Genomic DNA, 23,414 nt, shown 5'->3' with positions numbered 1-23,414 from the left:
GCTGGTAAGTCCTTCCATCCTCGGTCCGGCGCCCCATTGCTCGACTTACCCCTCGCGGCCTCGGTGTCGGTGTGCGACGCAAGCGTGTCGCCTGTCCGCCGCGCCACGAGATCGTCCGAATGAGCCTGGTCCGGCTTCGCTCTGACCTCGATGAGACAGGGCCTGCCATGCTTGTGTCCAATGCAAGTATTGTTGTGTTGCATGCGTGTGACGCATGGAGGATCTCGACTCCGTGGAGTCAAGGAGGGTGACCGTGATCGATCTGGACCGGCTCAGCCACGTCGTGGCGGTAGCTCGCGAGGGCAGCTACAGTGCCGCCGCCGCCGCCATCCCGCTCTCACAGTCCGCGCTCACGCGGAGCGTGCAGGCCGTTGAACGGGACTTTGAGATCCAGATCTTCGAACGAGGCAGGTTCGGTGCCCGCTTGACCGAGAAAGGTGTGGAATTCGTACGGATGGCGGAGGCCGTGCTGAGCCGGAATGCTGCGGACGCCGAAGCGCTCAAACTCCTTGGAGGGGGCGGGGATCGTCAGGTGCGCTTCGGAATGGGTTCCGTGGCGGCTGCGCTTTTCCTGCCGCGCCTGCTTCCGGCGCTCCAGACCCTCGGCTTTCGCTACCGGATCACGGTCGAATCAGACAGCGAACTCCGCCGTCTGCTCCGCGGCGGGCAGATCGAATTCTTCACCGGAGGAATCCCTGCGGGGTCCGACCACTTCGCGGCGGCCCACGAATTTGATACCTCCAAGGTTCCAGGAGGTGCGCTCGGCCTGCTTGTCCGCGAGGGACATCCCCTCGCAACGGGGCATGTCAATGAGTCGCTGCCGCAGTTTCCTGTCGCAGCGGGCACATTTCTCCGCGACCTCGACGCCGAGCACCTGCTCTCGGGGCTTCCGGTGTATGGCCCCGTGATAGAGATGGATAATTACGATCTCCTCGCTCGGCTCGCTCTCGCGACAGATTTCGTCTTGATCAGCAGCATGGCGTTCCCGACCATCCGACCCGACCTCGGACTCGTCGCAGTACCAGGTTGCGAAATTCGCAACCTGCCTCTCGACTGGGGGCTGATCTGGCCCGCCAACCAGCAGATGTCGGATACAGCGAGGCGAATCGTGGATACAATCTACGCTCTGATGGCCGAAGTGGTCTCCGCCGAAAGGAGCCAGTCGACGTCCGAGGGATAAGGCAGCGCGCGCCGACTCCGCCAACGAACCGCGGGCGGGGAAACACCCAGAATCTTGGCGTTCGTCGATCGTCCGAACGACCCCTTGTTCGTTAACCTCGAAGTTTCGTGACGGTCCACCGACTCCGTCGGTGGACCGTCACGAAACTTCGAGGTTAGACACGACATTCACCGGCTGCGGTATTGCCCACAGCGAGATCTGTTCCATCCCAGCGCTGTCCGACAGAATGCCGCCTTCCGGCCGCCAGGGCCGACGAGTCAGCGAGCATTCCGCCTCCTTGTGCTTGGCGCGAGTTCGTGACGTGAGATTCCACCGAACTTTGGACTGGAATCAGAGCGGGGTCCTCAGTCGTCGCCAGAAAATGACGGCACAACCGAGTGTGATGAAGGCCTGCTGGATGTCGTCGCGGCTCTCCCAGCGGATGCGTAGGCGGCGGAAGCAGTGCAGTAGTGCAATGGCGCCTTCCACGACTCAGAAGTGACGCCGAGTCCGGAGTCGTCTTCGGTGCCGCGTCGGGGCGATGTACGGGGTGCTTTCGAACCGTCGGACCTGGTCGCGGTAGCTCTCGTGGTTGTAGCCGCGGTCGGCGTAGAGGTGCTTCGGACGGCGCAGCGATTAGCCGCGTATCCCATCCTGCGCACGGACACGACGGTGGAGCAAAACCGACCTTCGCAGTCATAGCCGGGCCGTTCGTGACAGCCCCCGGCGCGGACGGAGCCGCCGCCGGGGCCCGCCCCTTCGAAGCGATGTCGTCAAACGATGGTCCGGAGTTGGCGAGCTCAAGCGGTCAGCGCATCACTGCTGTTCAGGAGGTCAGCGTAGACCTCTGCCGGAGTGCGGTAGCCGTGGGTCTTGCGCGGACGGTGGTTGAGTTCGTGAGCGATGGCGTCCAGGTCGGCTTGGCTGAACGTGCGGAGGTCGGCGCCCTTGGGGAGGTACTGCCGAAGCAGCCGGTTGACGCTTCTATGTCAAGCGGCGAGCTGGTGTTGGGTGATGTGGTGCTGCCAGGTGGCTCGGTCTTGGGCCATGGCGCGGTGGATGACGTCGATCAGGTGGCGTTTGAGGATGCGCCGGGCTCCGCGGGCTCCCTTGGTCGGCTCGTGGCGGGCCAGGAGTGCTCGTGCGCCTGGGTGGAATCGCTGCTGGACGATGGACGCCGTGTAGAGCACGCTGTTGAGCCGCCGGTTGCCGCCTCGGTGCAGTCGGTAGCGTTCCTTGTCTGAGGAGTAGACCGGGATCGGTGCGGTTCCGGTGTAGCGGGCGAGCTTCGCTGAGCTGGTGAAGCGGGTGATGTCGCCGATCTCCGCGAGGAGGACCGCCGCGGAGACGTGGCTGATCCCGGTGATCTCCAGAAGCGCGGGTGCCAGTGGGGTTACCAGGTCCCGGATCGTGTTTTCGAGTCCGCGGACGCGTTTGTTCAGCTCGCCTATTTCCGTGATCATCTCGGTCAGCACCCGGCGGACGTGGGCGCTCACGTCCGTGGTGTCCACCAGCGCGGTCAGCGAGGTCATGCCGGGCCGGCGGGTGAGGTCGCCTGGTGTGTGGTCGAGCCAGAGGTGAGTGTATGCCTTGAGCTGGTTGATCACCATGGTGCGGCGTCGGACGAGGTCGGCCCGTGAGTCGACCAGCACGCGCAGCTCGCGCACGCGGTCGTCGATGCGGTGACGGTCCAGGCCGGGGGTGGCGATCGCGGCGTGGGCGACCGCGGCGGCGTCGACGGGGTCGGACTTCGAGCCGGTGGCGGCGTGAAGCTTGCGGTGGGCGGACATCAGCCTGGTGGGGACCCAGACCACCTCGTGGCCGGTCAGCCGCAGGCCGTCGGCCAGGCGGCGGGCGAAGCCGCGACCGTCCTCGATGGCCCAGGTGACGGGGGTGCCGTTCTTGACGGTCAACGGCCTGGTCAGCCGCCTGCCGTCAGCGTCGACGGCCACTGCGACGTGGACGTGCTTGTGCGGGTCGATCCCCACTGTCACCATCGAGTTGTCCTCTTGTCTGCTGTCGCGGATGACGGGACAGACGCGAGGGCCCTGGCCAGGGGACAGACCTATTGCGAGTTGACGGCTCAGCAGGCTTCTATCAAGTCATTCCCGGCCAGGGCTCTCGCCCTGTGGACCGCCGTGGACATCTCAACGGAAAGCCTTTCGGCACGTGTTCTCCGAGTCACCCGACGATCCCGCCGGACCTCTCCCGTCGAAGAAGCCCGGCCCGCCAAGGCTGCACCAATAGGTGTTCTCGTTGGTGCCGCGTTGCCACGGGCTCCGCGGCTTGCAGAGGTAGATCGGCATCCTGGTCTCGGTGGTGATGGCCTGGTGCTCGGCGATCTCGCGGCCGCGGTCCCAGGTGAGCGTCCGCCGCAGTTGGGGTGGGATGCCGAGGAGGCTCCTGGTGAGGTGCGGGGTGACCTGCTCGGCCTTGATGCCGTCCGGCAGCGCGACGATGGTCGTGTAGCGGCTGGTTCGCTCGACGAGAGTGGCGACCGCCGAGGGCCTGGTGCCCATCACGAGGTCGCCCTCCCAATGACCGGGGACCTTCCGGTCCTCGGCCTCGGCGGGGCGGGCGGTGATGGACACCATGCCGCGGATGATGCCCCGTCCGGTGGGCCGACGGGCGATCTTCGGGCGGCGCATGGGCCGGCCTGACCGCAGGCGCTGAGTGAGGCTGCGGTCGATTGCCTGGCGGCGACGAGGGTCGTAGAGCGAGAGGTAGATCGCTTCGTGCGAGATCTGCATGGTGGTGTCGCCAGGAAACTGACGTCGCAGCCACCCTGCGATCTGATCGGGAGACCAGCACAGAGCCAGCTTCGCCTCCACCAAGGCGCGCAGAGCCGGTCGTTGGGCGAGCTTGGCCTGCTTGGGACGGCGCCCGCGCGCATAGGCGGCCTCATCGGCGGATGTGGCGCGGTAGCGGTCCCGGCCTCCGTTGCGGGCGATCTCTCGGGAGACGGGCGAAGGCGATCGGCCCAGCCGCCTGGCCAACTGCCGGCCAGATTCGCCGGCGGCGATGCCGCGGGATATCTCCTCGCGCTCGCTGCCGCTCAGATGCCGCTGTGATCGCTGCTGCGGGGCGATGCGGACTCCGCCGCTCTGGTGCAGGAACCGACGGGCGTTCTGCATCGGTGCCCCGAGCGCCCGCCCGATCAAGCTGAACGACTGCCCTTCGCGCCAGCGTCTCCAGATCGCATCCTGCTCAGCCGGCGAAAACCCGTAGTCACGCACCTGTGCCTCCACGATCACATGATCATCCGTGGGTGGTGCGTTGATCACTTGAGGGTGCCAAGGTTTGTTGAAAGCATTCGCGGCCGCCCCGTGGCACGGTGCGCGCGGCAGGCGATCCGCGTCGGTTGCGGCGACCGGCCCCGCGTGGCACCCCTTCGGGCCGGAGGTCACGCTCCCCGTCGAGTGACGCCCAGGCTGAGCTTGCAGTCCTATCAGAAACCAGCCCCCGCCAGGTCGGAACAAAGCCCCGGCGCACCAGATCAACGGCAGGCTAATCGTTGATCATGTTCGCCACTGCAGAGGCATGACTACTGCCGACGACGGGGACGACCTCGAAGTCCTCCAGATCGTTCCACTAGGAGACCCAGGCCAGCAGCAGACTCAGATCGTCGCACTCCATGAGCTGAAAGCAGCGGCTGAAACTGGCATCGACCCAGCTGTCGATGTAGCGAAGACCGTCCGGCGCCATCCGGCCGCGCTCACGGAACCGCTCATACACCGGCGCCGCGCCTCCGCCCCGAAACCTCTCAATGATCATGAACAACATGAGCGTCTTTCCAGGGGCCGAACAGCCCGCTCCCACGACCGGAGTCGGACGTCAAATTTCAAGCTGAGGGGAAGAGGCGCTGGACGGCCGCTACGACGGCGGTGCGCCGAGACGCCAGGTATGCCGCCCGTTCCTGCGGGGGGATCCCGGCGGCGAGGCCGGGCTGGTTGGCCCAGGAGGTGGCGATCTGGTTGACCAGGACGAGGACGTCGAGCGGATCCCAGGCGGGGTCGAGGTGTCCCGCTTCCTGCGCGGCGCGCAGTTGCTCGGTCTTGTGGGCCATCGTCTGGCGGATGGGGTCGTCGTCCGTCGTTCCGTCGGGGTCGAGTTCCAGCTGCCCCCAGGCCATCAGTCGGTGCCGCTCGGGGTGGGCGGTGAAGTAGTCGTGGATGCGGCCCGCGTAGCCGGGCAGGTCCGCGGGGTCCATGCGGGTGGCCTCCGCGATCGCGGCGAGTTCGCGCCCGGAGACGAAGCGATAGAGCTCCTCCTTGCCGCGGAAGTAGGCGTAGACCCGCTCCTTGCTGGTCTTCGCGGCCTTCGCGATGCGCTCGATGCGGGCGCCGGCGATTCCGTGCCGGGCGAATTCGGCCGTGGCCGCGGCGACGATTCGGTCGCGGGTGGAGTCGGCGCCGGTGGAGGAGATCATGCCCCGATCGTACCAAACCGTTCGGTTTGACTCGGCGGTGAGCCGGGCTTACGGTCGAACCAGACAGTTTGGTTTGACTATGGGAGTGCGTCATGCAGCACAGGACACTCGGTACCCAGGGCCTTGAGGTCTCGGCGGTCGGCTACGGATCCATGGGCCTGACCATGGCCTACGGCCCCACGGACGAGCAGGCGGGCGTCGCCGCCGTCCAGCGTGCCCACGAGAAGGGCGTCACCTTCTTCGACACCGCCGAGCTCTACGGCATGGGCACCGGCTCCAACGAGATCCTGCTCGGCAAGGCGGTCAAGGACTTCCGCGACGAGGTGGTGCTGGCCACCAAGTTCGGCTTCGACCTGGCCGCCGACCCCTACGGCGGCGCCCTCAACAGCCACCCCGACAACATCCGCAAGGTCGCCGACAACAGCCTGCGCTACCTCGGCACCGACCGCATCGATGTCTTCTACCAGCACCGCGTCGACCCGCAGGTCCCGATCGAGGAGGTCGCCGGCGCCGTCAAGGAGCTGATCGACGCGGGCAAGGTGAAGTACTTCGGCCTGAGCGAGGCGGGGCCGCAGACCATCCGCCGCGCGCACGCCGTGCAGCCCGTCTCCGTCCTGCAGACCGAGTACAGCCTCTTCGCCCGCGAGGTCGAGGAGCTCTTCCCGGTCCTGGACGACCTCGGCATCGGCTTCGTCGCCTACTCGCCGCTCGGCCGCGGCTTCATCACCGGCAGCGCCAAGCCCGCCAGCCAGTACGACCCGAGCGACTACCGCAACCACGACCCGCGCTGGCTGCCCGGCAACTTCGAGAAGAACGTCGAGGCCGTAGACCGGCTCGACGAGCTGGCCAAGACGAAGGGCATCACCGTCTCGCAGCTGGCCCTGGCCTGGCTGCTCGCCCAGGGTGAGCACATCGTGCCCATCCCCGGCACCCGCAGCGCCGCCCGGATCGAGGAGAACGCCGGTGCGGCCGACGTCACCCTCACCCAGGCCGACCTCGCCGCCATCCAGGAGATCCTGCCCCGCGGCGGCTTCGGCGCCCGCTACGCCGACCAGGCCATGCCCACCTGGATCTGACCCGCCCCGCAGGCCAGGACACCGATCCCGCCGGCCGGGACCGCCATTGCGCGGTCCCGGCCGGCGGCCGTCAGGACGTGCCGGGCAAGGTCGCCGACTTCCTCCGAGCGGCCGAACTGGAGCCCGCCGAGCGGACCGCGCTCGACCAGGGCGTGACCGTACGACGCGGCCAGGGCTACACCCTGCGCGTCAGCGCCGTCCCCGCCATACACCGCCAACTCCTCGACCGCAGCCAGCTCCTCGACAACACCGCCGCGATCCCGGCACAGCCAAGGCCCGCCGCGAGTACGCGAACCGCGTCAGCTACCTCGGCCGTAGCCAAGATCATCACGTGGCGGGTTTCTGGCGTATCTGGGTCAGGCCCCGTCTTGCGTCACCGAGCCGGGCCGCGGAAGGGCACCAAAGGACTCCGCGGTCCGGATCAACCTGTCAGTGCTGGTCGGCGGGGAGGGGTTCGATGTCGTCGTCGCCCCAGTGGGCTTCCAGGGCGAGGATCTTCCCCTCGTCGTCGAGCGTCATCACGTCGATGACCTTGATGCGCTTGGCTTCCTCGCCGAACCAGCAGTCGAGGGTGAAGGCCATCGCGGCCCGGTTGCCGTAGGTCGTCCGGATCGGCCCGTCCAGGGTGATCCGGATGACCTGCTCCTTGCCCGGCAGCAACTTCGCCCGGATCGCCTCGATGCCGACCGCGACCTCCGTGCCGACCGGGTCCTCGGCCGTCGCCTCGTCCGCGAACAGGGCCAGGACGCCCTCGGCGTCGCCGTCGTTCCAGCAGTCGATGTACCGCTGGAGGACCTGCTTCTTGACCTGGTCGGTCAGCATGCGACCTACTCCGTTCCACGTTCCGCGCCCCGGCCCGACGACCGGAGGCTCTCCCTCCAGCACACCCGGAAACGGCGGCCCCGGCCAGGTCCGGAATGCTCACTCACCTTCGCGATCGGCTCAGGTGCGCCCTGGGGGAGGCCGCCGGGCCCCACGGGGTCAGGGGCGGGAGGCCGGGGAGTGGCCGCGCAGGCGCTTGAAGGCGGTGGCGAAGGAGGATTCGTCCCGGTAGCCGACCGCGCGGGCCACCGCCGCGACCGTCGTGTGCGGGTCGGCGAGGAGATCAGCGGCGAGGGTCATCCGCCAGTCCGCGAGGTAGGCCATCGGGCTCGTGCCCAGCCGGTCGGCGAACCGCCGGGACAGCGTCGCCCGTGACACCCCGACGACGCCCGCCAGCCGGGGCACCGTCCACGGCTCGGCAGGCCGCTCGTGCAGGGCCCGCAAGGCCGGCCCCACGACCGGATCGGCCCGTGCCAGCCACCAGGGCGGCGACACCGTGCCGGGCCGGGCGAAGACCGCCCGGACCGCGCGGACCAGCACGAGATCCAGCAACCGGTCCAGTACGGCCTGCTGGCCGGGCGCGTCCACGGCGGTCTCCTGCGCCAGGAGGGAGAGCAGCTCGGCGGGCAGCTCCTCCTGCCGCAGCAGCGTCACCGGCGGCAGGGCGGCCAACAGCCGCTCGCCCACGTCGGCGGCCCACGCATAGGAACCCGTCACGATCAACGACGTCCCCGCGTCCGAGGGATACCCGCAGGTGCGGGTGCCGGTGACGGCGGGCCCCGAGACGGGACGACCGGACGCGTCCGTGTACCGGTCGGGGCCCGACACCACCAGGTCGGGGACCGTACCCGCGACCGGCGCGACCGTGTACGGTCCGGCCCCGGACAACAGCACCGCCTCACCGGCCCCCACGATCACGGCGTCCCGGCAGTCCGGAGCAACCGCGCAACCGCCCCGGACCACCGCGATCAGCGTCAACGGGGCCGGAGCGCCCATCCGCACCCCCGCCTCGTCCGAGGCCGCGGCCCACCGCGCCAGGGCCGTCCCACGACCCCGCACACGAGACATCAGATCGGTCAACAGGTCGTCCACCGAGCCAGCCTACGAGCCCACCAGCCATCCCGAACAAACCCCCTCACGGACCTGCCGCCCCACCCCACCAGACACGGCCTAGTCCGCCCTAGTCCATGTTGCTCGTCCTCACCGACGATGAGGCTGGCCTGCTCCATGCACCGCAGCTATGCAGCCTGGCGCTGTTCTGTGGCAGGGGCGAGCGCTACGCGCACACTCGGTGGTACGGCGCGTCGGGGACATACGTGTGCCACTGGGCAGGAGTCAGGCCGCTGCCGCCGGACCGGGCGCAGATGTCCGACACGACGCGGGCGGGATCCACCACGTACCGCTGAAGGGGGACATGGGCGCTGCCGGCGTAGAGGGTCCCGCTGTCGGTGCTGAAGGCGAGGGTGTCGATGCGCTCGCCGGGAGTGGGGAGGGGGCTGCCCAGGGGTTGCTGGGTCGCGGTGTCCCAGAGTTGGAGGGTGCCCGCGTCGCCGCCCACGGCCAGAGTGCGGCCGTCGGGGCTGAAGGCGAGGGCGCTGACGGCTTCGGGAGAGCGGGCGGCGATGTCGCCGGGCGGTGGGAAGACGTTCCGCAGGATGCCCGTGCGCTGCTGGAGTCTGTCGGTCCACAGGGCGACATGGCCACTCTGGTCTCCGGCCGCCAGGCGGGAGCCGTCAGGGGCGAAGGCGAGGGCGCCGATCGCGTCGTTCTGTACCAGGTCGTAGGTGACCGTCCTGCCGGCGCTGATGACGCCGTTGTCGGTCACGACGAGGCCCCCGGGACTGACGGCCAGATGGGCACCGACCTGACCGGGCAGGACGGCGGTTCTTCGCTGCCCAGCGATGTCCCACGTCTCATAGTCCGCCGCACCGGGAACTGCGGTGCGGACCGTGTGAAGGGTGCGCCCGCCGGGCCCCAGGGCGATCGCGACCACGGCCGGGGCTGACTGCGCCGTGGCCAGGTCCACCGTGCTTCGGGGCTGGTCGGCCGACACATCCCACACGGTGAGGCGCTGCGATGCGGTCGTCCGGCCGGGTGCCGAGACACCGTACGCGAGCGTGTTCCCCTCGGGGTCGAACGCGAGTAGGGGCACGGTGTCCGCGCCGACGACGGGGTGTCTGCGATCCGGGGAGGCGGGTAGTGGAGAGGGCGGCAGTGTGCTCAGGACATGGCCGTCGCGGGCGTCACGCAGCTGGAACACGTAGGTGGTGCCGATGCGTTCGGCGGTGGCGAGCGTACGGCCGTTCGGGGCGAGCCGAACCGCGGTGAGAGGCTGAGCACGCCAGGCGGGCGTGACGGTCCGGGTGAGGTCGAGGGTGTGGACGGTGCCGCCGACGAGACAGCGCAGGAACGGGTGTTCGGGGTCCCAGGCGAAGCCGTTCGGGGGCTTCCCGTCGCCCCGGTTGTACCGGAATACCGGAGCGCCTGGGGCGGACAGCCGCCACAGGCGGACTTCCTGGCTGTCGGTGGTCGCGAGGAAGTTCCCGTCCGCGCTCAGAGCGGCCTGCGCGGCGCCGGGTTCGGGGAGGGCGGCGAGGAGGCGGCCGGAAGTGGTGTCCCATACCCGCACATCGTTCTTGGTCAGGGCCACGAGATGCTGTCCGGCGAGGATGAGGGAGGTGCGGGGGTCGCCGCAGATGCCGGTGGTGCTTTGCCAAGTACCGGGCAGAGGGCGGTGGCGGGCAATGTCCCAGACCTGCGGAGTCTGACCGGTGGGGCAGACGGCCACCTGCCGGTCGCTCGCGTCGACCGTGGCGTGCATCACCCCGGCGACCGGGGTCTGGAAGAGCAGTTTGCCGTCGGTGAAGGAGTAGAGCCGTACCCGGTCGTCGGGGCCGCTGACCAGGTAGCTTCGTCCGCTGGCACTGAAGGTCGCGGTAGTGCCGGCCGGGGCCGGGACACCCACCCACCGTGCGGCACGGGTGTCCCACAGCCGCTGCGCACCGCTGGCCATCTTGATCAGAAGGGTACGCGCGTCCGGAGCGGCCGCGATGACTGCGCCCCCGGGCAGTTCGCCCGAGGCGGTGCGGCGACCGCGGACGACGTCCCAGGTTCGCCAGGTACGGCCGTCGGTACTGAGCAAGGTGCGCCCTGATCCGACGAGGAACCGTGCCGACCCTGTCCCGGGCTCCGGGTCGGTGAAGGTGGTCGGCTGGGGCTGGGCCAGGCTGCTCAGCAGGGCCGCACGGGATTCCGGCAGCGGTGAAATCTCCCAGGCGGCGGCTCCGAGCAGCATCGCGGTGCGCGGGTCCGTCGAGCGCAGAGCGTCGGCGACCTCGGCAACCCTGCGAGCCGCAGCGTCAACGCGCTGCCGCTGGCTGACCTCCGCCAACCGCCAAGCGGCCAAGCCCACGACCAGCGCCACCGCCAGAACAGCGGAGAGAGCTGTCACCAGAGTCCGGCCCCGGCGCCGGGAGCGGGCAGCAGCCTGCTGCTGCGCCGCCCGTTGCCTGGCCGCTGCGAACAGGAACGACCTCTCCAGCGTGGTCAGGCCGGCGTACCAATCCTCGTCGCTCTGGAACAGCTCCTCGGCATGGGCCAGCCGCGTGCCCGCGTACAGCATGCTGGGGTCTCGGCCGTGCTCGATCCAGGCGGTGGCGGCCTCGGTCAGCCGGCGGTGGTGCCGCAGCCGATCCCGGTGCTCCTCGATCCAGCCGCACAGCCTGGGCCAGCAGGTGATCAGTGCCTCGTGGGCGAGCTGAACCCCGTCCTCGTCAACGGTCAGCAGCCGGGCGCGGGCCAAGCGCTCCACCACCGGCTGCACCTCCAGGTCCGGCCACTCGGCCAGCTCGCTCCGGGTGAGAGGTCGCCGGGTGTCGGCGTCCCCTTGGCCCGGCTCGATCAGCCGCAGCAGCAGGTGCCGAGCGAAGCGCGCCTGCGCCTCGGACAACTCCCCGTAGACGTCCTCGGCGCTCGCCGCGATTGCGCCGCGCACCCCGCCGGCCGACTCGTATGTGGCGAGGGTCAGCATGCGCCCCTTGCGCCTTCGCCAGGTCTCCAGCAGGGCGTGCGACAGCATCGGCAGTCCGCCGGGTTCCTCCAGAACGTCCTCGACGATCCGCGCGGTCAGCTCACGCTCCACGACGAGCCCCGCCGCCTGCGCCGGTCTGACGACAGCCTCGCGCAGCTCCTCCGCGCTCATCGGCCCGACCAGCAGAGCGGCGCAGCGCACCGCCTGAGCCAGTTCCCGGTGCTCGCCGAACCGGGCGTAGAAATCGGCCCGGACGGCGATCAGCACTCGCAGCCGGCTACCGGGGGCACGGGCGGCAAGCAGCAGATCGAGGAAACGGCCGCGCTCGGCGCGGTCACGGCACAGGGTGAAGACCTCTTCGAACTGGTCCACCACCACCCAGCTCTCCGGCTCGCCGTCCGCGGGGGCCAGTAGATGGCCGTACGTAGCGGCGGGCCTAGGCCCCGGAGTGAACATCCGCAGCACCGCCGGTCGCCCGTGGCGCTCGGCCTCCTCCCGCAGACGCGGCACCAGCCCGGCTCGCAGCAGCGAGGACTTGCCGCTGCCCGACGCCCCGAACACCACCGCGAACCGGTTCTCACACGCGAGCGCGTGCAACTCCTCGATCAGCCGGTCCCGGCCGAAGAACAGCTCACGGTCGCCCGGCTCGAACCGCGTGAGCCCTCGGTACGGCGGTATCGCGTCCGCATCGTCGCGTGGTGTTCCCGCGACCTCCGCCGCAGTCTCCTGCCACCGAGGCTCCCACGCCGCGGGATCGGCGCCACACGCTCGTACATATCCCTGGACCGCGGCGAGCGACGGAAGCCGCTGGCCACCCGCCGCCTGCGCCAGAGTCGTCACCGAGAAACCGGCCGTCTTCTCCATCGTCCGGTACGACGGGTTGCCGGCAGCCCTGCGCAGCTCTCGCAGTTCATAGGCGAGCCGCTGCACGGGGCCTGCCGTCGGGTCCACCGGACGCTCGGGACGCCCCACGGATCAGCACCTTCCCGCACAAGAGGAGTAAATGACGATCAGCACACAAGATACTTTTCGCCCGGCTTCGCCGGGAAGGCGCTCCGCCTGTGACGTGCGTCGTTGTCAGAGAGCCCGAAAGGACCAGGCAGACATCCCTCCCGAGGCCAGAAAAGTTGTTTTCGCTGGTGAGAGGGGGGTGCCGGACAACTCCTGGGTTGTCAGGCTCAGTGCTGTCCCGGTCTTGCACACGCCGGGCGAGCACCCGAAGAACCTGGAGAACGCACCCATGTCCCACTCAGAGATAACGCCCCCTGGCACGGCGGCGCATCCGCGGCCGCCGGCGACACCGATGTCAGATCCCCCGGCGACCCGCCGGCGCAACCGCACGATGGTGTCGACGGTGACCGCGGTCCTCATCGCGATGCTCGCCACCCTCTTCGGCCCGCTGTCGAGTGCCCAGGCCGTGGACTATCCCTGCCCTGGAGGCAACTTCTCGGGGGCGTTCTCCGAAGCCTCGGGCTCAGGACAGTGCCCCAGCCTGCACAACCGGGACATCGTTGCGCAACGGACGCTCCCGGGCGTGGTGTACCGCGGAGACTCACGCCCGCCTATCGCGCCCAACGGACAGGGGCTCTTCGACGCCGGCCTCTGGTCTCGCGGCACCAACTCCGACATCGTGTCGCACGTGCAGGGAGACCGCACGCTGACCAGCGAGTACATCTCGACCTCGGGAACACAGAGTGTGGCCGAGTCGTTCGCGCGGAGCCAGGGAGTGAACAACCTGGCTGAGATGGCCTTGGGTGCCCGGAGGTGCTCGACAGCACGGCAGGCCATCTACGCCCTGCTTCCCGGCATCGGGAACTATCTTCTGCAGAGCTGCTATCACGGCACCGTCATGGCCCGCACCTACGTCTACCGCATCGATCCCCACTGGGCGTCGCAAGCGATGTACATCCCCGACCAGATCCGAAACCGCAGTGACCTGTACGACCACTACCACTCCCAGGACGAGTGGGCGTTCGTCCGGCACATCCCGAACTACGCGATCATCGGCGTGGAGATCTACACGATGACGGCCAGGTACGGCCCCACCGGTCTCCTCGAACCCGCCAGCATCACCGCGCCTCACTTCGAGCAGTTCGTGGGCAACCCGCACCACGCCCAGGCCCGCGTCCAGTACGACCCGGCCCAGGACCCCGGCGCCCACTGGGACTTCAACACGAACCTCGACTCGCCCACCGCGAACGCCTACACCCGGGGATGCAGCACGATCACCCGCTGCCGCAGCGACGGCTGATCCAACGTGCACAGTGCGCCGCCATACGGACATGTTTCTGAGCGCGCCTTGAAGGCAGGCTGGGACAAACCGGGCTGCGGAACGTGACGAAGGTCCCGACCGAGGAGACGGTCGGGACCTTCGGCATACCCTGGTCGGCGGACGCCCCGTGTTCAGCGCATGCTGTGCTGCGAAGGTCGGTTCTGCTCCACCGTCTTGTCCGTGCGCAGAATGGGATACAGGGCGAACCGTGTGTCCCACGATGAGTGCCGCCGATGAGCCCTCGGTGGGTCACCGCACCTTTGTCGTGGCCACAGAAACCCGGCGCGCGGCACCACCTGAACCAGGACGGCCCTGTTCGGACGATAGGGCTCCGGCAATCATCGAGGAGATTGCAGATGGCAGAAGTCGGACAGCCGCCGGACAAGCAGGTGACGGATGTCCTGATCATCGGGGCCGGTCCCTCCGGAGCGACCTCGGCTCGCATTCTGGCTGAGAGCGGCTACCGGGTCACCGTCTAGTAGGACTCCGTTAGGTCTTCCTATCAGTCCTGATCACGAGCATGTTGAGTGTGTGGACGCACATGAAGTGAACCGTGTTCGGGCGACGTTGGCGTTATACGTGGCTGATGTGTTCGCCTCGGTACCGCGTAAGGACCAGCGGGCTAAGGGCGACTGCTATCTGCGGGGACTGATGCTGGACGGGCGCCGCAAGTCGATTCAGGCGATGGCGTCGCGGCTGCCGGACGGCAACGAGCAGAATCTGCAGCAGGAACCAGTCCACGTGGGATCCGGCGCCGGTGCAGCGGCGGATCAACGAACGCCTGCTGCCGCTGGTCGATCCGGCGGCCTGGGTGATCGACGATGTGTCGGTGCCCAAAGACGGACAGATGTCGGTCGCCGTGGCTCCGCAGTACTGCGGAGCCCTGGGCGAACGGGCCAACTGCCAGGTCGCCGTGAGTGTTCACGCGGCGAGTGATACCGCCTCCTGCCCGCTGCAATGGCGGCTGTTCCTGCCCGCGGAATGGGCCTCGGACAGCGACGGCCGGGCCAAGACCATCATCCCGCCCGAGATCACCCATCGGGAGAAGTGGCGTCTGGCGTTGGACATGCTCGACACCCTCGCCGCCTGGGGGATGACACCGCCGGCGGTGGTGGCCGATGCCGCCTACGGCACCAACGCACACCTGCGGGCCGCGCTGAGCGACCGCCAACTCCCTTACGTGCTCGCCATCCGCCCCGATGTGACGGCCCACCCGTTCGACGCCAAGCCTGAGGCCCCGGCCCGCCACGGGACGGTCGGCTGCTGGCCCCAGCCACGCTATCGCCACCGGGCACGCTCAGTGTTGGACCTGGCCGCGGGACTCGAGCACGTTACGTTCCCGCTTCGCTGCCGCACGTGTCCGTCCGGCAGGCAAAGCCGTCGAGCGCCCGATCAAAGCCGCTGCCTCGGCCGAACAGGACTGGTGGGACGGGATCCTGCCCGACTGCTGGCTGCTGGTCGAATGGCCCGAAGGCGCCGAGGCTCCCACCGACTACTGGCTGTCCAACCTGCCGGCCGACACGGCGATCGCCGACCTGGTCCGGCTGGCCACGGTCCGCTGGCGCATCGAGCACGACTACCGCGAACTCAAACACGGCCTGGGCCTGGACCACTTCGAAGGCCGTTCCTGGCCCGGCTGGCACCACCACGTCACCCTCGTGACCGTCGCCCACGCCTTCCTCACCGAACCGAACAACGCCTGGCCCCAAAAGCACCCGGGCCGCCTCACCCTCTACCAGGTCCTCGACACCCTCCAGAACACCCTGAGGTGCTGGACCGGCATCTGCACCACCTGCCATCAGCCCCTGCCCAGCAGGACTCCAAGATCGAGACAGACCTAACGAAGTCCTACTAGCTCGAAGACAATCACTATCCACCCCCGAAAGCGTGTCGGCGACGGCTGAAAAGTGGTTCTGGATCACTTTCCGGATGCTGTTGGTGATCTCTAGGACGTCAGCTTCTTGCAGAGTCGTTGGAAGTGGCTGGCTGGCCGGGGTGGGCGGGGTGGCGTCGTTCCAGGTGGGAAGCACTCGCTGAGGCGGATGATGTTGGCTCCGGCAGCTGTCAGTACGTGCTGCACGTGCGTCCTGGACAGGCCCCGGTAGCGGCAGTGACGAAGGCCGTGGGCGTGGACGGTCTCGGATACGGTTGCCTCGCAGCCAGCGCGGATGGCATAGCGGCGTCGCCAGGGATCGGTCTTCTGCTCCCTGCGGATGTGTGTCTGGATCTCCTGCTGGCGCTGGGGCAGCAGGAAGATGTGCCGTCCCTTGCCGTCGGTGTTGCCGGTGCACTGAAGACGGTCTTCACACTCTCGGCAGGCTTTGCGCGGGAAGAGTACCGACAGCCGGGGATGTCCGTCGCCCAGCGTGGGTTTCCACGGCGGGCTGGTCACACCGTTCGGACAGTTCAGGGTGCGGGCCTCCCAATCGATGCGGAAGTCCTCCTTCGTGCAGCCGGGACGCTCTGCGGCCTTCGGATCGTCGCGGACCGGCCCGAGAAGCGTGATCTCCCACCTCTCGGCGGAGCGATGGATGCTGTCGGGCGTGCTGTAGCCGCCGTCGACGACATGCTCGACGGGCGGAAACCCTGTGTGGTGACGCCCTGGTAGATGCGTTCCAGGGCGTCGATGTCCTGTTCTGTGGCCGGCTGGGTGACCACTTGGACGATCACGTTCGGGCCGGTGTCGTCGCACGTCTCGGTCTGGTGGTCGCGGTAGCCGATCCAGTCACGCTGCCCGGCGGCGGTGATCTTCTGGCTGTAGCGGACTTCGGGATCGTGCGGAGTAACAATCTCCAGACTCGACCACGGCACTCGCGCGGTGGCCGGATCCGGCCTGCCGTCGGCGGAGGTCTTGCCGGTATTCCGTTGTTCGGTCTTGCGCCGACTGGCCCGGTCGCGAGTGGACTTCGGCCCCCGCCAGCGCAGTTGACCTTCCGCGTCATGCCAGTACTGCTGTACCCATACCTGCCGCAGGACCTGCACAGCCGGCAGGTTCCGCAGCCGGGGTGGCGCGTCGTCTCGATGGATGGCCTGCAGGATGTGCATGCCGTCGGCGCCGACCTGCAGGACGTATGCGATCATTGCCTCCCGGCCGCGCGGCAGTCGGTCGTAGCGGACGGGGCGTCCGTAGCGGTCGGCCCACTGCGGCGTGATGAACCCAGCCAGCCACTCCTCCGCCGGGACCGCGAGTTCCTCCAGTGCGCAGCGGAGGGTTTCGGCGACCAGTTCGCCCCGGTTGAGCCTGCGTACGGCGGCGAGCACGTGGGCGGAGTCAGTGCGGAGGCGGCCGCGGCGTTTGAGCAGGCCCGCGGTGACGAGACGGTCGACCATCACCGCAAGCAGCTGGTCGGCCCGGTCCCCGTCGGCCATCCGGCCGCGGAACTCGCTGAGCACCGAGTGGTCAAAGCCCGCATCGTCCAGCTCCAGACCCAGGCAGTATTTCCAGTCCAGTCGGCAGCGCACGGCCTCGGCAGCCTGCCGGTCGGTGAGGTTCTCCGCGTACTGCAACGCCGACACCAGCGCCAACTGAGCCGGCGACAGACCCCGTCGCCCGTCAACCGGATACCAGCAGGCGAAGTCCTTATCAGTGAACAGGCCGTCCAGCCGGTCCCGCACCCACATCGCCGCCGTGCCATGCGGGTTACTGGCCCGCGCCATACGCACCGTCCACGGCGGGATCAACCCTCCAGGCCCAGAACCCATCGCCATCGCGGTCACCCTCCGACCGCTCGAACCGCCCCGCTCCGACCAGCGCAGCACATTCCACCTGAGAAGCGAACGAAGACCAGGCAACTTCACCCCAAACGAGCGAAGATCACCAACAGTATCCTGAAAGTGATCCAGAACCACATTTCAAGCGTCGCCGACAAAAGCGGATCATCGGCCGGTACTCCTCCCGAAGGCCGTCGGCGGGCCGAGGCGGCATCCACCACAGGAACGAGGGTTGCATTCTCACTCAGAGACACAAAGCAGGGAGGTCAGCCTTTCGGCTACGGAAAGCAGAACGCGCTCCGAGTACGGGCGACCGATGATCTGAATGCCAATGGGCAGCCCCTGAGCGGTCGAAGACACTGGTACAACCAGGCTAGGAAGGCCGATGTGGCTGGTGAGGTTGGCCCAGCCGGTCTGGTCGAAGAAGTTCTGTTCCTGGCCGCCGACCGCGAGGGTGCGACTGCCTGCCGGGATCGCGGCTGTGGGTGCGGCTGGTGTGACGAGGACGTCGTGTTCCGCGAAGAACCGCTGCCAGTCCGAACGGAGTCGGGCGCGTTCCTCGTTCGCGCGCAGCCAGGATCGGTGGGTTTGGGTCCGGTGGCGGAGCCAAATCGCGCGAGGGCTGGAATCCTGGTCCTGCAGCTGCCGCGCGGCAGCGAGCTCAGCGTCAGCGGTTTCGTCGTTCGTTGTGGCCGTCGCGGTGGCGTGCAGAAGCTGTTCGAACAGGCGCGTCGAGTCGACGAAGCCAACAGGCCCGGGTGTGTGGCGGACCAGGGCTCCGGCTGCGATCAGCGCCTTCTGAAGAGTGATGAGCGCCTGTGCGGTCTCGTGGTCGACGGGACAGTTAGGGTCCTCGGCCCACATCGCAATGCGCAGTGCGTCGATGCCCTTGCTGACCGTCGGCAGGTCTACGCGCCAGGGTGAGCCCTCGGCCGGTGCCGGTGTGGTGAGCGCGGTAAGGAGCAGGTCGAGGTCTCGGGGGTGGCGGGCCAGGGGGCCGGGAGTGACCATGTCGCTGCTGGTAAGCCAACCCGGTGGCCGGGGGACGTGGCCGCGGGCCGGGACCAGTCCGTGTGTCGGCCGCAGTCCGTACACCCCGCAGTAGTGGGCCGGTAGGCGCAGCGAGCCGGCAAGGTCGCTACCTAGGTCGGCGGGGGTGAGGTGGGCGGCGACTGCCGCGGCAGGTCCACCGGAGGAGCCGCCGACCGTCCGCGCTGGGTCGTGCGGGTTGAGCGTGGGGCCGAAGAGGGCGTTGTCGGTGTGGAGGTCCTGGCAGTAGGCGGGGGTGTTGGTCTTGCCCATGATCACCGCGCCTTGGCAGCGGAGTCGTGCGACGGCGTCTGCGTCTTGGTCGGGAATGTGGTCGGCGAGTTCCTTGGCTCCGCTGGTGGTGCGAAGGCCGGCCGTTTCGAAGCTGTCCTTGATGGTGAGCGGGAGGCCATCGAGGACCCCGCTGGCCTCGCCGCGGGCTCGGCGCTCGTCGGAAGTGTGAGCGGCTTGCCGGGCCGCATCGTCATCGCGGGTGATGACGGCATTGATAGTGCTGGCGTCGATCCGATCGAGATGGAGATCGAGCAGCTCGCGGCTGGAGATCTCGCGGCGTTCCAGGGCGCGCAGCTGGACGTGCGCGGGCTGACGGGTCAGGTCGGTCATGCGGAGGCTCGCTCGGGGTGGGGGGCGCGGGCAGGCTGGCGGGGAAGGTGGCGGGCGACGGCGAGGAGGGCGTCGATGTCGTCCATCGGCCGGCTCGTCTCGGGATCGGTATCGGCGAAGTCGGTGAGCTGGTCGGGATGGGGATGCTCGCCCGACTTGCGGGCGGCGATGCCGGCGAGTATCTGGTCGGCAGTGACTGCGGCGTCCAGTTCCTCGCCCGAGAGCCCTTGCGCCCTGTGGTGGGCTTCGCTGCTTTCGCGGACGCCCACGTCGAGGTACTGCCGGATCACGAAGCGGCCGTCGCGGATCTCGACCGCCCGTCGGTAGAGCTTAAATCCGATGCTGCGGAAGCGTCGGCGCTGGGTGGGGTCGCCATGGTCGACCGGTAGGCGGATCTCGGGGGCTTCGCTGGAGAAGGCCAGCCACAGGGGGCGCAGGCGGTAGTGGCTGAGGTGCTGCTTGATCCAGTAGCGGACGTTCTTGGCCTGGTCGGTGATCGTGGGCACCAGCCAGCCGATCAGGGTGATCATGGCGCCGACGTCGCCGCACGTCCAGGCGAAGTTCTCCCAGCCTGCGAGGGAGATCCCGAAGGCGGGGGCGATGACGTTGCCCGTCCGCACGCCGCTGTATCCAAAGGTGACGACGGCGCCCAGGGCGACGACCCGCAGACCGACGCGGACGGAGGTGCGCTTGCTGCGCCGGGCCAGGCGCCAGCAGCCGCGGGCGAGGAGCACCTCGCCGATCGTGTACGCGGTGACGTAGAGGGTGAGGTACGCGGCGTACACGTGGTCGTGCGCGTAGTACAGCGTGAAGTCGATCGGCCTCGGCGCGCTCGGCGTCAGCAAGGCGAAGAGCACCAGCAGCCCCGCGATCACCGCGAGGCCGGCACCGAGCCAGGCCCGCGCTCTTCTGCGGGCGATGTCCGGGGGCGATCCCCAGTAGGTAAGGACCACCTGCTGGCAGGCGATCAGGGCGATCACGCAGCTCTGGGCCAGAGGGACGGAGAGGTTCACGGTGCCCAGGACACGGTCAAGGTAGTCCCACATCGGGGTGATGGAGAACAAGAACGACAGACCCGACAGCAGGAAGACGGAAGCCAGGGCCGTGGTGGCGGTGTCGCGGCGACGGGCGGGGATGTCCCGCAGGAGGCAGAGAAGTCCCAGGACAGCGACCACGAGGCTGATCGGGTGGAGCAGGTCCTTCACGGCCGGGCCTCCCGCCTGCGCAGCAGGGTGTGCGCAACGCGGTCCTGGACCTCGTCACCTGAGGACTCGTCGCTGCGCAGCCACCGGTCGATGATCCGGCGCTGGAGGAGCGAGGCGAGGAGCTCGGTCTCGTGCTCCTCTGCGTCGTCGTACTTGGTCCGCCCGAGCATCATCTGCACGATGGCCGGGTCCATGGTGGTGATGAGCGCCGGTGCCAGGGCGGACAGCGGGCGGGCCTCGTGGTGTCCGAGGAACAGATGCATGAACTCGTGAGCGATGATCTGATCTTGATGCAGGCTGCTGGTCCGCGGGTCGTAGAACACGTAGATGACGGCCTCCAGGACCGCACACGCCCCACAGACCGACGGTGCCTGCTCTTGCGGCTGCAGGATCACCTCGCGCCCCGTACGACGGGAGACCTCGTCGCGTAGGTCGCGGATGTTCGTGACGTCGGGGAGTTCCAGGGCGGCCAGGGGGTCACCCTGGCGCCACCTACCCGTGGACCACATTGTCATTCCTTGATCATTTGCTGAACCATAGCCGGAATGCGGCTAGTTGGAGGGCGGCAGCCCCTCCATCTTTCGTACGCCGTCCACGAGACCGAGTACCGCTTCCTTTCCGTCCGCCGAGACATCGGACAGACGCAGCAGCACGTTTTTGATCTTCGAATCGCGGAGCAATTCCAGCAACTTCAGTTCCTCCGCGGTCTTTTCGGCGACCTCATCATCGAACCAATAGGCGGCAGGAACACCGAAAAAGCTTGCCAGGGCTTCAAGATGACGCTTCGTCGGGTTGTCTCGGCGACCGGTGCGCAGCATCCAGAGGTAGGTAGACGTCACGGTTTCGAGCCCTCGCTCGGCCATCAGCTCGGCCACTTCAGAGTTGCTGTACGGGCCGCGACCAGGCGGGTGCACCACTTCAAACAGGCGGTTGAGCCGGTCACTGAGCTTCTTCGCATGAAGACTCGTCGGCTCCTCTGCTGGCTCTTTCATGATCCTTTCCAAGGCGTGCAACTTAACAGGGGTTCCGACATCGTACTCCGCGATTAACGCCAGTTGACGCACGGATCTTGCATGTGGAAAGTTCTACCTCGCAAACGCCTCCTGTGTTTGCGCGTCCACCCTTCGGGATGGTCTGTCCGTTTCTACCGATAAGCGCGTATGACATGCGTGACACTCATCACTTTCACCTAGCGATATTAGTTGCGCCTGTAATTGCAGGACGAATTTGATCTTGAAATGGAAGGCGCAGAGGTAACAGTGGGAAGGCTCGATCCCCTTCGCGATGCACACTCGAGTTTTTCCGTCGGGTCATTCGGGAACTGCGGTGCGCGGCCAGTCCTCGCTGTGTTCGTGGACGGACGGCTGACTCTGCCCGGCCGGGCCCGCGCCGGAACGGCACAGCCGTTTGCGCCAGCGGTGCGAGGCGCTGCCCTCGCCGCCATCGCCCACATCCCCGACACCAGTCGGCGGTACCTCTCCGACTGCCTCGGCATGCTGAGTAGCACCGAGCGCGCCGCCATGGTCGGCGCCGCCGAACCAGCGTGGTTCGCTGCTGCGCCGCGTCGCGACACAAGACACGAGGGGGTGCCGTGAGAGTCATGTCCGAGTGCGTCGGGGCGCTCAGCCTGCTGCCTGTGTCGCGGCCCACTGCCTCCACAGGTACACGCAGGTGCCGCCGCCCTGTGGTGCGACTTGTAGAGAGTCCTTTAGCAAGGTCTGGATCTTGCAGCAGGTCCTGCATAAGTTCGTCGTCCCTCGCCGGGCACCCCGCCCGGCGGCAGACGAGGCGAGGAGCCCTATGCGGAACGCGCGATTCAGTCGGGTGAGATAGCCCCGAAACAGCGACGGCGCCCTGGGAGCGGTAACTCCCGGACGCCGGACGCCAGCTGGTACTCCTGCCCCGGCAAGGGCGGAGATTTACCCACCTTTCACCGCACCGGCCCTTTCCACGGGGCACACCGGCGCGGGTTTCACTACGGAGGAGAGTCCCACATGCCGCCTGCCCTGCGCAAAGGGCCGGTGTCCCCGGCTCGCGCGGCAGCCGTCCCCGCTTCGCCCCCTGGCCCCGTAACCACGCATCGGCTGCACAGCGCCCTCGCACCGGAGCCGGCCTCCTCCGCCCGCCCCGCCTGGGCGGTGCCCCGATGAGCCGGGACACCCGGGAATGGGCGTGGGGATACAGCGCCAGTCGCGGCAACGCGCGCCTGGTCTTGCTGTCGATCGCTGACCGGATCCCCGACGAGCAGTGCGTCGCCTGGGCGTCCCTCACCTCGCTGATGCGGCGCACGAACGCGAGCCGCAACGCCGTGCGCGCCGCCTTGGCCGCGCTGGCCGAGAGCGGCGAACTGGAGGTGCTCGACGACCTCGTCGGCCCGCAGCACAGCACGGTCTACCGGCTGCCGCGCGCCGCTGCGTGGCTGGCGGAGATCGCGGCGGCCCGCACGGACGACCCCGAGGCGTACGTCGAGCCCCCGGCCGAGTCCTGTCCGGTGCCCGAACTGGACGTCGATCGGCTGCGCAAGCACGGCATCTGGCCCCGGACCGGGTCAGAATCCGACCCCCCTCGTCAAGATCTGACCGGGTCGGAATCTGCACCCCCTCGTCAGAAAATGACCCCTCCCCGGGTCGGAATCCGACCCCCCTCCGGGTCTGAATCTGACCCCCAGAACCGTAGTGAACCGAAGGTGAACCGTAAGTACAGCAGCAGGAGTGCTGTCGGCCTCACCTCCGTCGCGGACTGGCAGATCGACGACGCCAGCCTGTCCTGGGCACAGCAGCAGGGACATCTCGCCCGTCTCGGTGAGCACGGCCTCCAGGCCGCCGACGCGAAGTGGCGCCAACACCGAGCCGCCTGGAGCCCTCGCCCCGCCTCGACCTGGGCTGCCGACTGGCGGTCCTGGATCGCCCGCGAGCACAGCCCCACACCCCAGCGACCGAACCTCTACGCCCTGCCCGGCGGCGCCCCCGCGCCGCAGGTCGGCATGACTCGCGCCGATGCGCACATGGCCGCCCTGCTCGCCGCCGTCGACAAGCGAACCGGAACGGAGTAACTGCC

The 23,414-nt window shown here is 68.3% G+C and carries 19 protein-coding genes and 4 pseudogenes; 8 read left to right on the top strand and 15 right to left on the bottom strand.

Annotated elements, in window-relative coordinates; translation table 11 throughout:
• The first annotated feature begins 253 nt into the window (after nt 1–253).
• Nucleotides 254–1,180 (top strand): LysR family transcriptional regulator, encoded by a 927-nt coding sequence (locus tag MB828_RS26760; protein ID WP_301650450.1) that lies wholly within the window; start codon nt 254–256, stop codon nt 1,178–1,180.
• A 779-nt stretch (nt 1,181–1,959) separates the two neighbouring features.
• Here the strand turns inward: MB828_RS26760 and MB828_RS26755 are convergent.
• From MB828_RS26755 to MB828_RS26735, 5 genes and pseudogenes are all read right to left on the bottom strand, one after another.
• Nucleotides 1,960–2,148: pseudogene (locus MB828_RS26755) on the bottom strand (IS30 family transposase); the annotation flags it as partial.
• Complete coding sequence (locus MB828_RS26750; protein ID WP_301650449.1) at nt 2,149–3,156, bottom strand: IS110 family transposase; 1,008 nt, start codon at nt 3,154–3,156, stop codon at nt 2,149–2,151. It abuts the pseudogene before it with no gap.
• Nucleotides 3,157–3,405: 249 nt separating this feature from the next.
• Nucleotides 3,406–4,395, bottom strand: a pseudogene (locus tag MB828_RS26745) (IS30 family transposase); the annotation flags it as partial.
• 355 nt (nt 4,396–4,750) lie between these two features.
• Nucleotides 4,751–4,942 carry a DUF3303 domain-containing protein gene (locus tag MB828_RS26740; RefSeq protein WP_301650447.1) on the bottom strand — a complete coding sequence of 64 codons (192 nt, stop codon included), beginning with the start codon at nt 4,940–4,942 and terminating at the stop codon, nt 4,751–4,753.
• Between the two features lie 58 nt (nt 4,943–5,000).
• The gene (locus MB828_RS26735; protein WP_301650446.1) at nt 5,001–5,588 is read right to left on the bottom strand and encodes a TetR family transcriptional regulator; all 588 of its coding nucleotides are present in this window, start codon (nt 5,586–5,588) and stop codon (nt 5,001–5,003) included.
• A gap of 92 nt (nt 5,589–5,680) precedes the next feature.
• On the opposite strand from MB828_RS26735, the gene MB828_RS26730 reads away from it, so the two are divergent.
• Nucleotides 5,681–6,664, top strand: coding sequence for an aldo/keto reductase (locus tag MB828_RS26730; RefSeq protein ID WP_301650445.1), 984 nt, complete (start codon nt 5,681–5,683; stop codon nt 6,662–6,664).
• Here the strand turns inward: MB828_RS26730 and MB828_RS26725 are convergent.
• The 4 genes from MB828_RS26725 to MB828_RS26710 all read right to left on the bottom strand — a co-directional run bounded on the left by MB828_RS26725 (nt 6,631) and on the right by MB828_RS26710 (nt 12,488).
• On the bottom strand, nt 6,631–6,876 hold the full coding sequence (locus MB828_RS26725; protein WP_301650444.1) for a hypothetical protein: 246 nt from the start codon (nt 6,874–6,876) through the stop codon (nt 6,631–6,633). The two genes, MB828_RS26730 and MB828_RS26725, sit on opposite strands and share 34 nt — an antisense overlap.
• A 217-nt stretch (nt 6,877–7,093) precedes the next feature.
• Nucleotides 7,094–7,486 (bottom strand): nuclear transport factor 2 family protein, encoded by a 393-nt coding sequence (locus MB828_RS26720; protein WP_301650443.1) that lies wholly within the window; start codon nt 7,484–7,486, stop codon nt 7,094–7,096.
• Nucleotides 7,487–7,645: 159 nt separating this feature from the next.
• Nucleotides 7,646–8,578 carry an AraC family transcriptional regulator gene (locus MB828_RS26715; protein WP_301650442.1) on the bottom strand — a complete coding sequence of 311 codons (933 nt, stop codon included), beginning with the start codon at nt 8,576–8,578 and terminating at the stop codon, nt 7,646–7,648.
• Between the two features lie 184 nt (nt 8,579–8,762).
• Nucleotides 8,763–12,488 (bottom strand): hypothetical protein, encoded by a 3,726-nt coding sequence (locus tag MB828_RS26710; RefSeq protein ID WP_301650441.1) that lies wholly within the window; start codon nt 12,486–12,488, stop codon nt 8,763–8,765.
• A gap of 331 nt (nt 12,489–12,819) precedes the next feature.
• Here MB828_RS26710 and MB828_RS26705 point away from each other — a divergent pair, with 331 nt between their 5' ends.
• From MB828_RS26705 to MB828_RS46930, 5 genes and pseudogenes are all read left to right on the top strand, one after another.
• Entirely contained in the window at nt 12,820–13,767 is a 948-nt protein-coding gene (locus MB828_RS26705; protein WP_301650440.1) for a hypothetical protein, read from the top strand.
• Nucleotides 13,768–14,144: 377 nt separating this feature from the next.
• The gene (locus MB828_RS26700; protein WP_301650439.1) at nt 14,145–14,267 is read left to right on the top strand and encodes an FAD-dependent monooxygenase; all 123 of its coding nucleotides are present in this window, start codon (nt 14,145–14,147) and stop codon (nt 14,265–14,267) included.
• Between the two features lie 52 nt (nt 14,268–14,319).
• A pseudogene (locus MB828_RS46940) lies at nt 14,320–14,457 on the top strand (IS701 family transposase); the annotation flags it as partial.
• Between the two features lie 88 nt (nt 14,458–14,545).
• A pseudogene (locus MB828_RS46935) lies at nt 14,546–15,148 on the top strand (IS701 family transposase); the annotation flags it as partial.
• 298 nt (nt 15,149–15,446) lie between these two features.
• Nucleotides 15,447–15,629, top strand: a complete 183-nt coding sequence (locus tag MB828_RS46930) for a hypothetical protein (RefSeq protein WP_430381435.1) — start codon at nt 15,447–15,449, stop codon at nt 15,627–15,629.
• 104 nt (nt 15,630–15,733) lie between these two features.
• Here the strand turns inward: MB828_RS46930 and MB828_RS46925 are convergent, their stop codons facing one another.
• From MB828_RS46925 to MB828_RS26670, 6 genes are all read right to left on the bottom strand, one after another.
• A complete protein-coding gene (locus MB828_RS46925) occupies nt 15,734–16,180 on the bottom strand; it encodes a transposase (protein ID WP_430381426.1) in 447 nt (148 codons plus the stop codon).
• A gap of 14 nt (nt 16,181–16,194) precedes the next feature.
• Nucleotides 16,195–17,496 carry a transposase gene (locus MB828_RS26690; protein WP_301650438.1) on the bottom strand — a complete coding sequence of 434 codons (1,302 nt, stop codon included), beginning with the start codon at nt 17,494–17,496 and terminating at the stop codon, nt 16,195–16,197.
• A 243-nt stretch (nt 17,497–17,739) separates the two neighbouring features.
• Nucleotides 17,740–19,152, bottom strand: coding sequence for an amidase family protein (locus tag MB828_RS26685; RefSeq protein ID WP_301650437.1), 1,413 nt, complete (start codon nt 19,150–19,152; stop codon nt 17,740–17,742).
• Nucleotides 19,149–20,357 (bottom strand): MAB_1171c family putative transporter, encoded by a 1,209-nt coding sequence (locus MB828_RS26680; protein WP_301650436.1) that lies wholly within the window; start codon nt 20,355–20,357, stop codon nt 19,149–19,151. Before MB828_RS26680 ends, MB828_RS26685 begins: the two co-directional genes overlap by 4 nt.
• Nucleotides 20,354–20,866 carry a hypothetical protein gene (locus MB828_RS26675; protein ID WP_301650435.1) on the bottom strand — a complete coding sequence of 171 codons (513 nt, stop codon included), beginning with the start codon at nt 20,864–20,866 and terminating at the stop codon, nt 20,354–20,356. The genes MB828_RS26680 and MB828_RS26675 overlap by 4 nt, the downstream gene beginning before the upstream one ends.
• Nucleotides 20,867–20,908: 42 nt before the next feature.
• Nucleotides 20,909–21,421, bottom strand: coding sequence for an XRE family transcriptional regulator (locus MB828_RS26670; protein WP_301650434.1), 513 nt, complete (start codon nt 21,419–21,421; stop codon nt 20,909–20,911).
• Between the two features lie 1,082 nt (nt 21,422–22,503).
• On the opposite strand from MB828_RS26670, the gene MB828_RS26665 reads away from it, so the two are divergent.
• A complete protein-coding gene (locus tag MB828_RS26665; protein ID WP_301650433.1) occupies nt 22,504–23,409 on the top strand; it encodes a helix-turn-helix domain-containing protein in 906 nt (301 codons plus the stop codon).
• Nucleotides 23,410–23,414 lie beyond the last annotated feature (5 nt).

Source organism: Streptomyces arenae, assembly GCF_022343545.1.
Lineage (GTDB): Bacteria > Actinomycetota > Actinomycetes > Streptomycetales > Streptomycetaceae > Streptomyces > Streptomyces humi.
Note: the sequence above shows the minus strand (reverse complement) of the source record. Positions and strands in the feature narration are given on the sequence as shown.

What these genes read in the sequence shown, in the direction of transcription:
- MB828_RS26730 (WP_301650445.1), top strand. Translation starts at nt 5,681, where the DNA reads ATGCAGCACAGGACACTCGGTACCCAGGGCCTTGAGGTCTCGGCGGTC.
- MB828_RS26665 (WP_301650433.1), top strand. Translation starts at nt 22,504, where the DNA reads ATGAGCCGGGACACCCGGGAATGGGCGTGGGGATACAGCGCCAGTCGC.
- MB828_RS26690 (WP_301650438.1), bottom strand. Translation starts at nt 17,496, where the DNA reads ATGGCGATGGGTTCTGGGCCTGGAGGGTTGATCCCGCCGTGGACGGTG.
- MB828_RS26705 (WP_301650440.1), top strand. Translation starts at nt 12,820, where the DNA reads ATGTCAGATCCCCCGGCGACCCGCCGGCGCAACCGCACGATGGTGTCG.
- MB828_RS26740 (WP_301650447.1), bottom strand. Translation starts at nt 4,942, where the DNA reads ATGTTGTTCATGATCATTGAGAGGTTTCGGGGCGGAGGCGCGGCGCCG.
- MB828_RS26685 (WP_301650437.1), bottom strand. Translation starts at nt 19,152, where the DNA reads ATGACCGACCTGACCCGTCAGCCCGCGCACGTCCAGCTGCGCGCCCTG.
- MB828_RS26700 (WP_301650439.1), top strand. Translation starts at nt 14,145, where the DNA reads ATGGCAGAAGTCGGACAGCCGCCGGACAAGCAGGTGACGGATGTCCTG.
- MB828_RS26735 (WP_301650446.1), bottom strand. Translation starts at nt 5,588, where the DNA reads ATGATCTCCTCCACCGGCGCCGACTCCACCCGCGACCGAATCGTCGCC.
- MB828_RS26720 (WP_301650443.1), bottom strand. Translation starts at nt 7,486, where the DNA reads ATGCTGACCGACCAGGTCAAGAAGCAGGTCCTCCAGCGGTACATCGAC.
- MB828_RS26675 (WP_301650435.1), bottom strand. Translation starts at nt 20,866, where the DNA reads ATGTGGTCCACGGGTAGGTGGCGCCAGGGTGACCCCCTGGCCGCCCTG.
- MB828_RS26750 (WP_301650449.1), bottom strand. Translation starts at nt 3,156, where the DNA reads ATGGTGACAGTGGGGATCGACCCGCACAAGCACGTCCACGTCGCAGTG.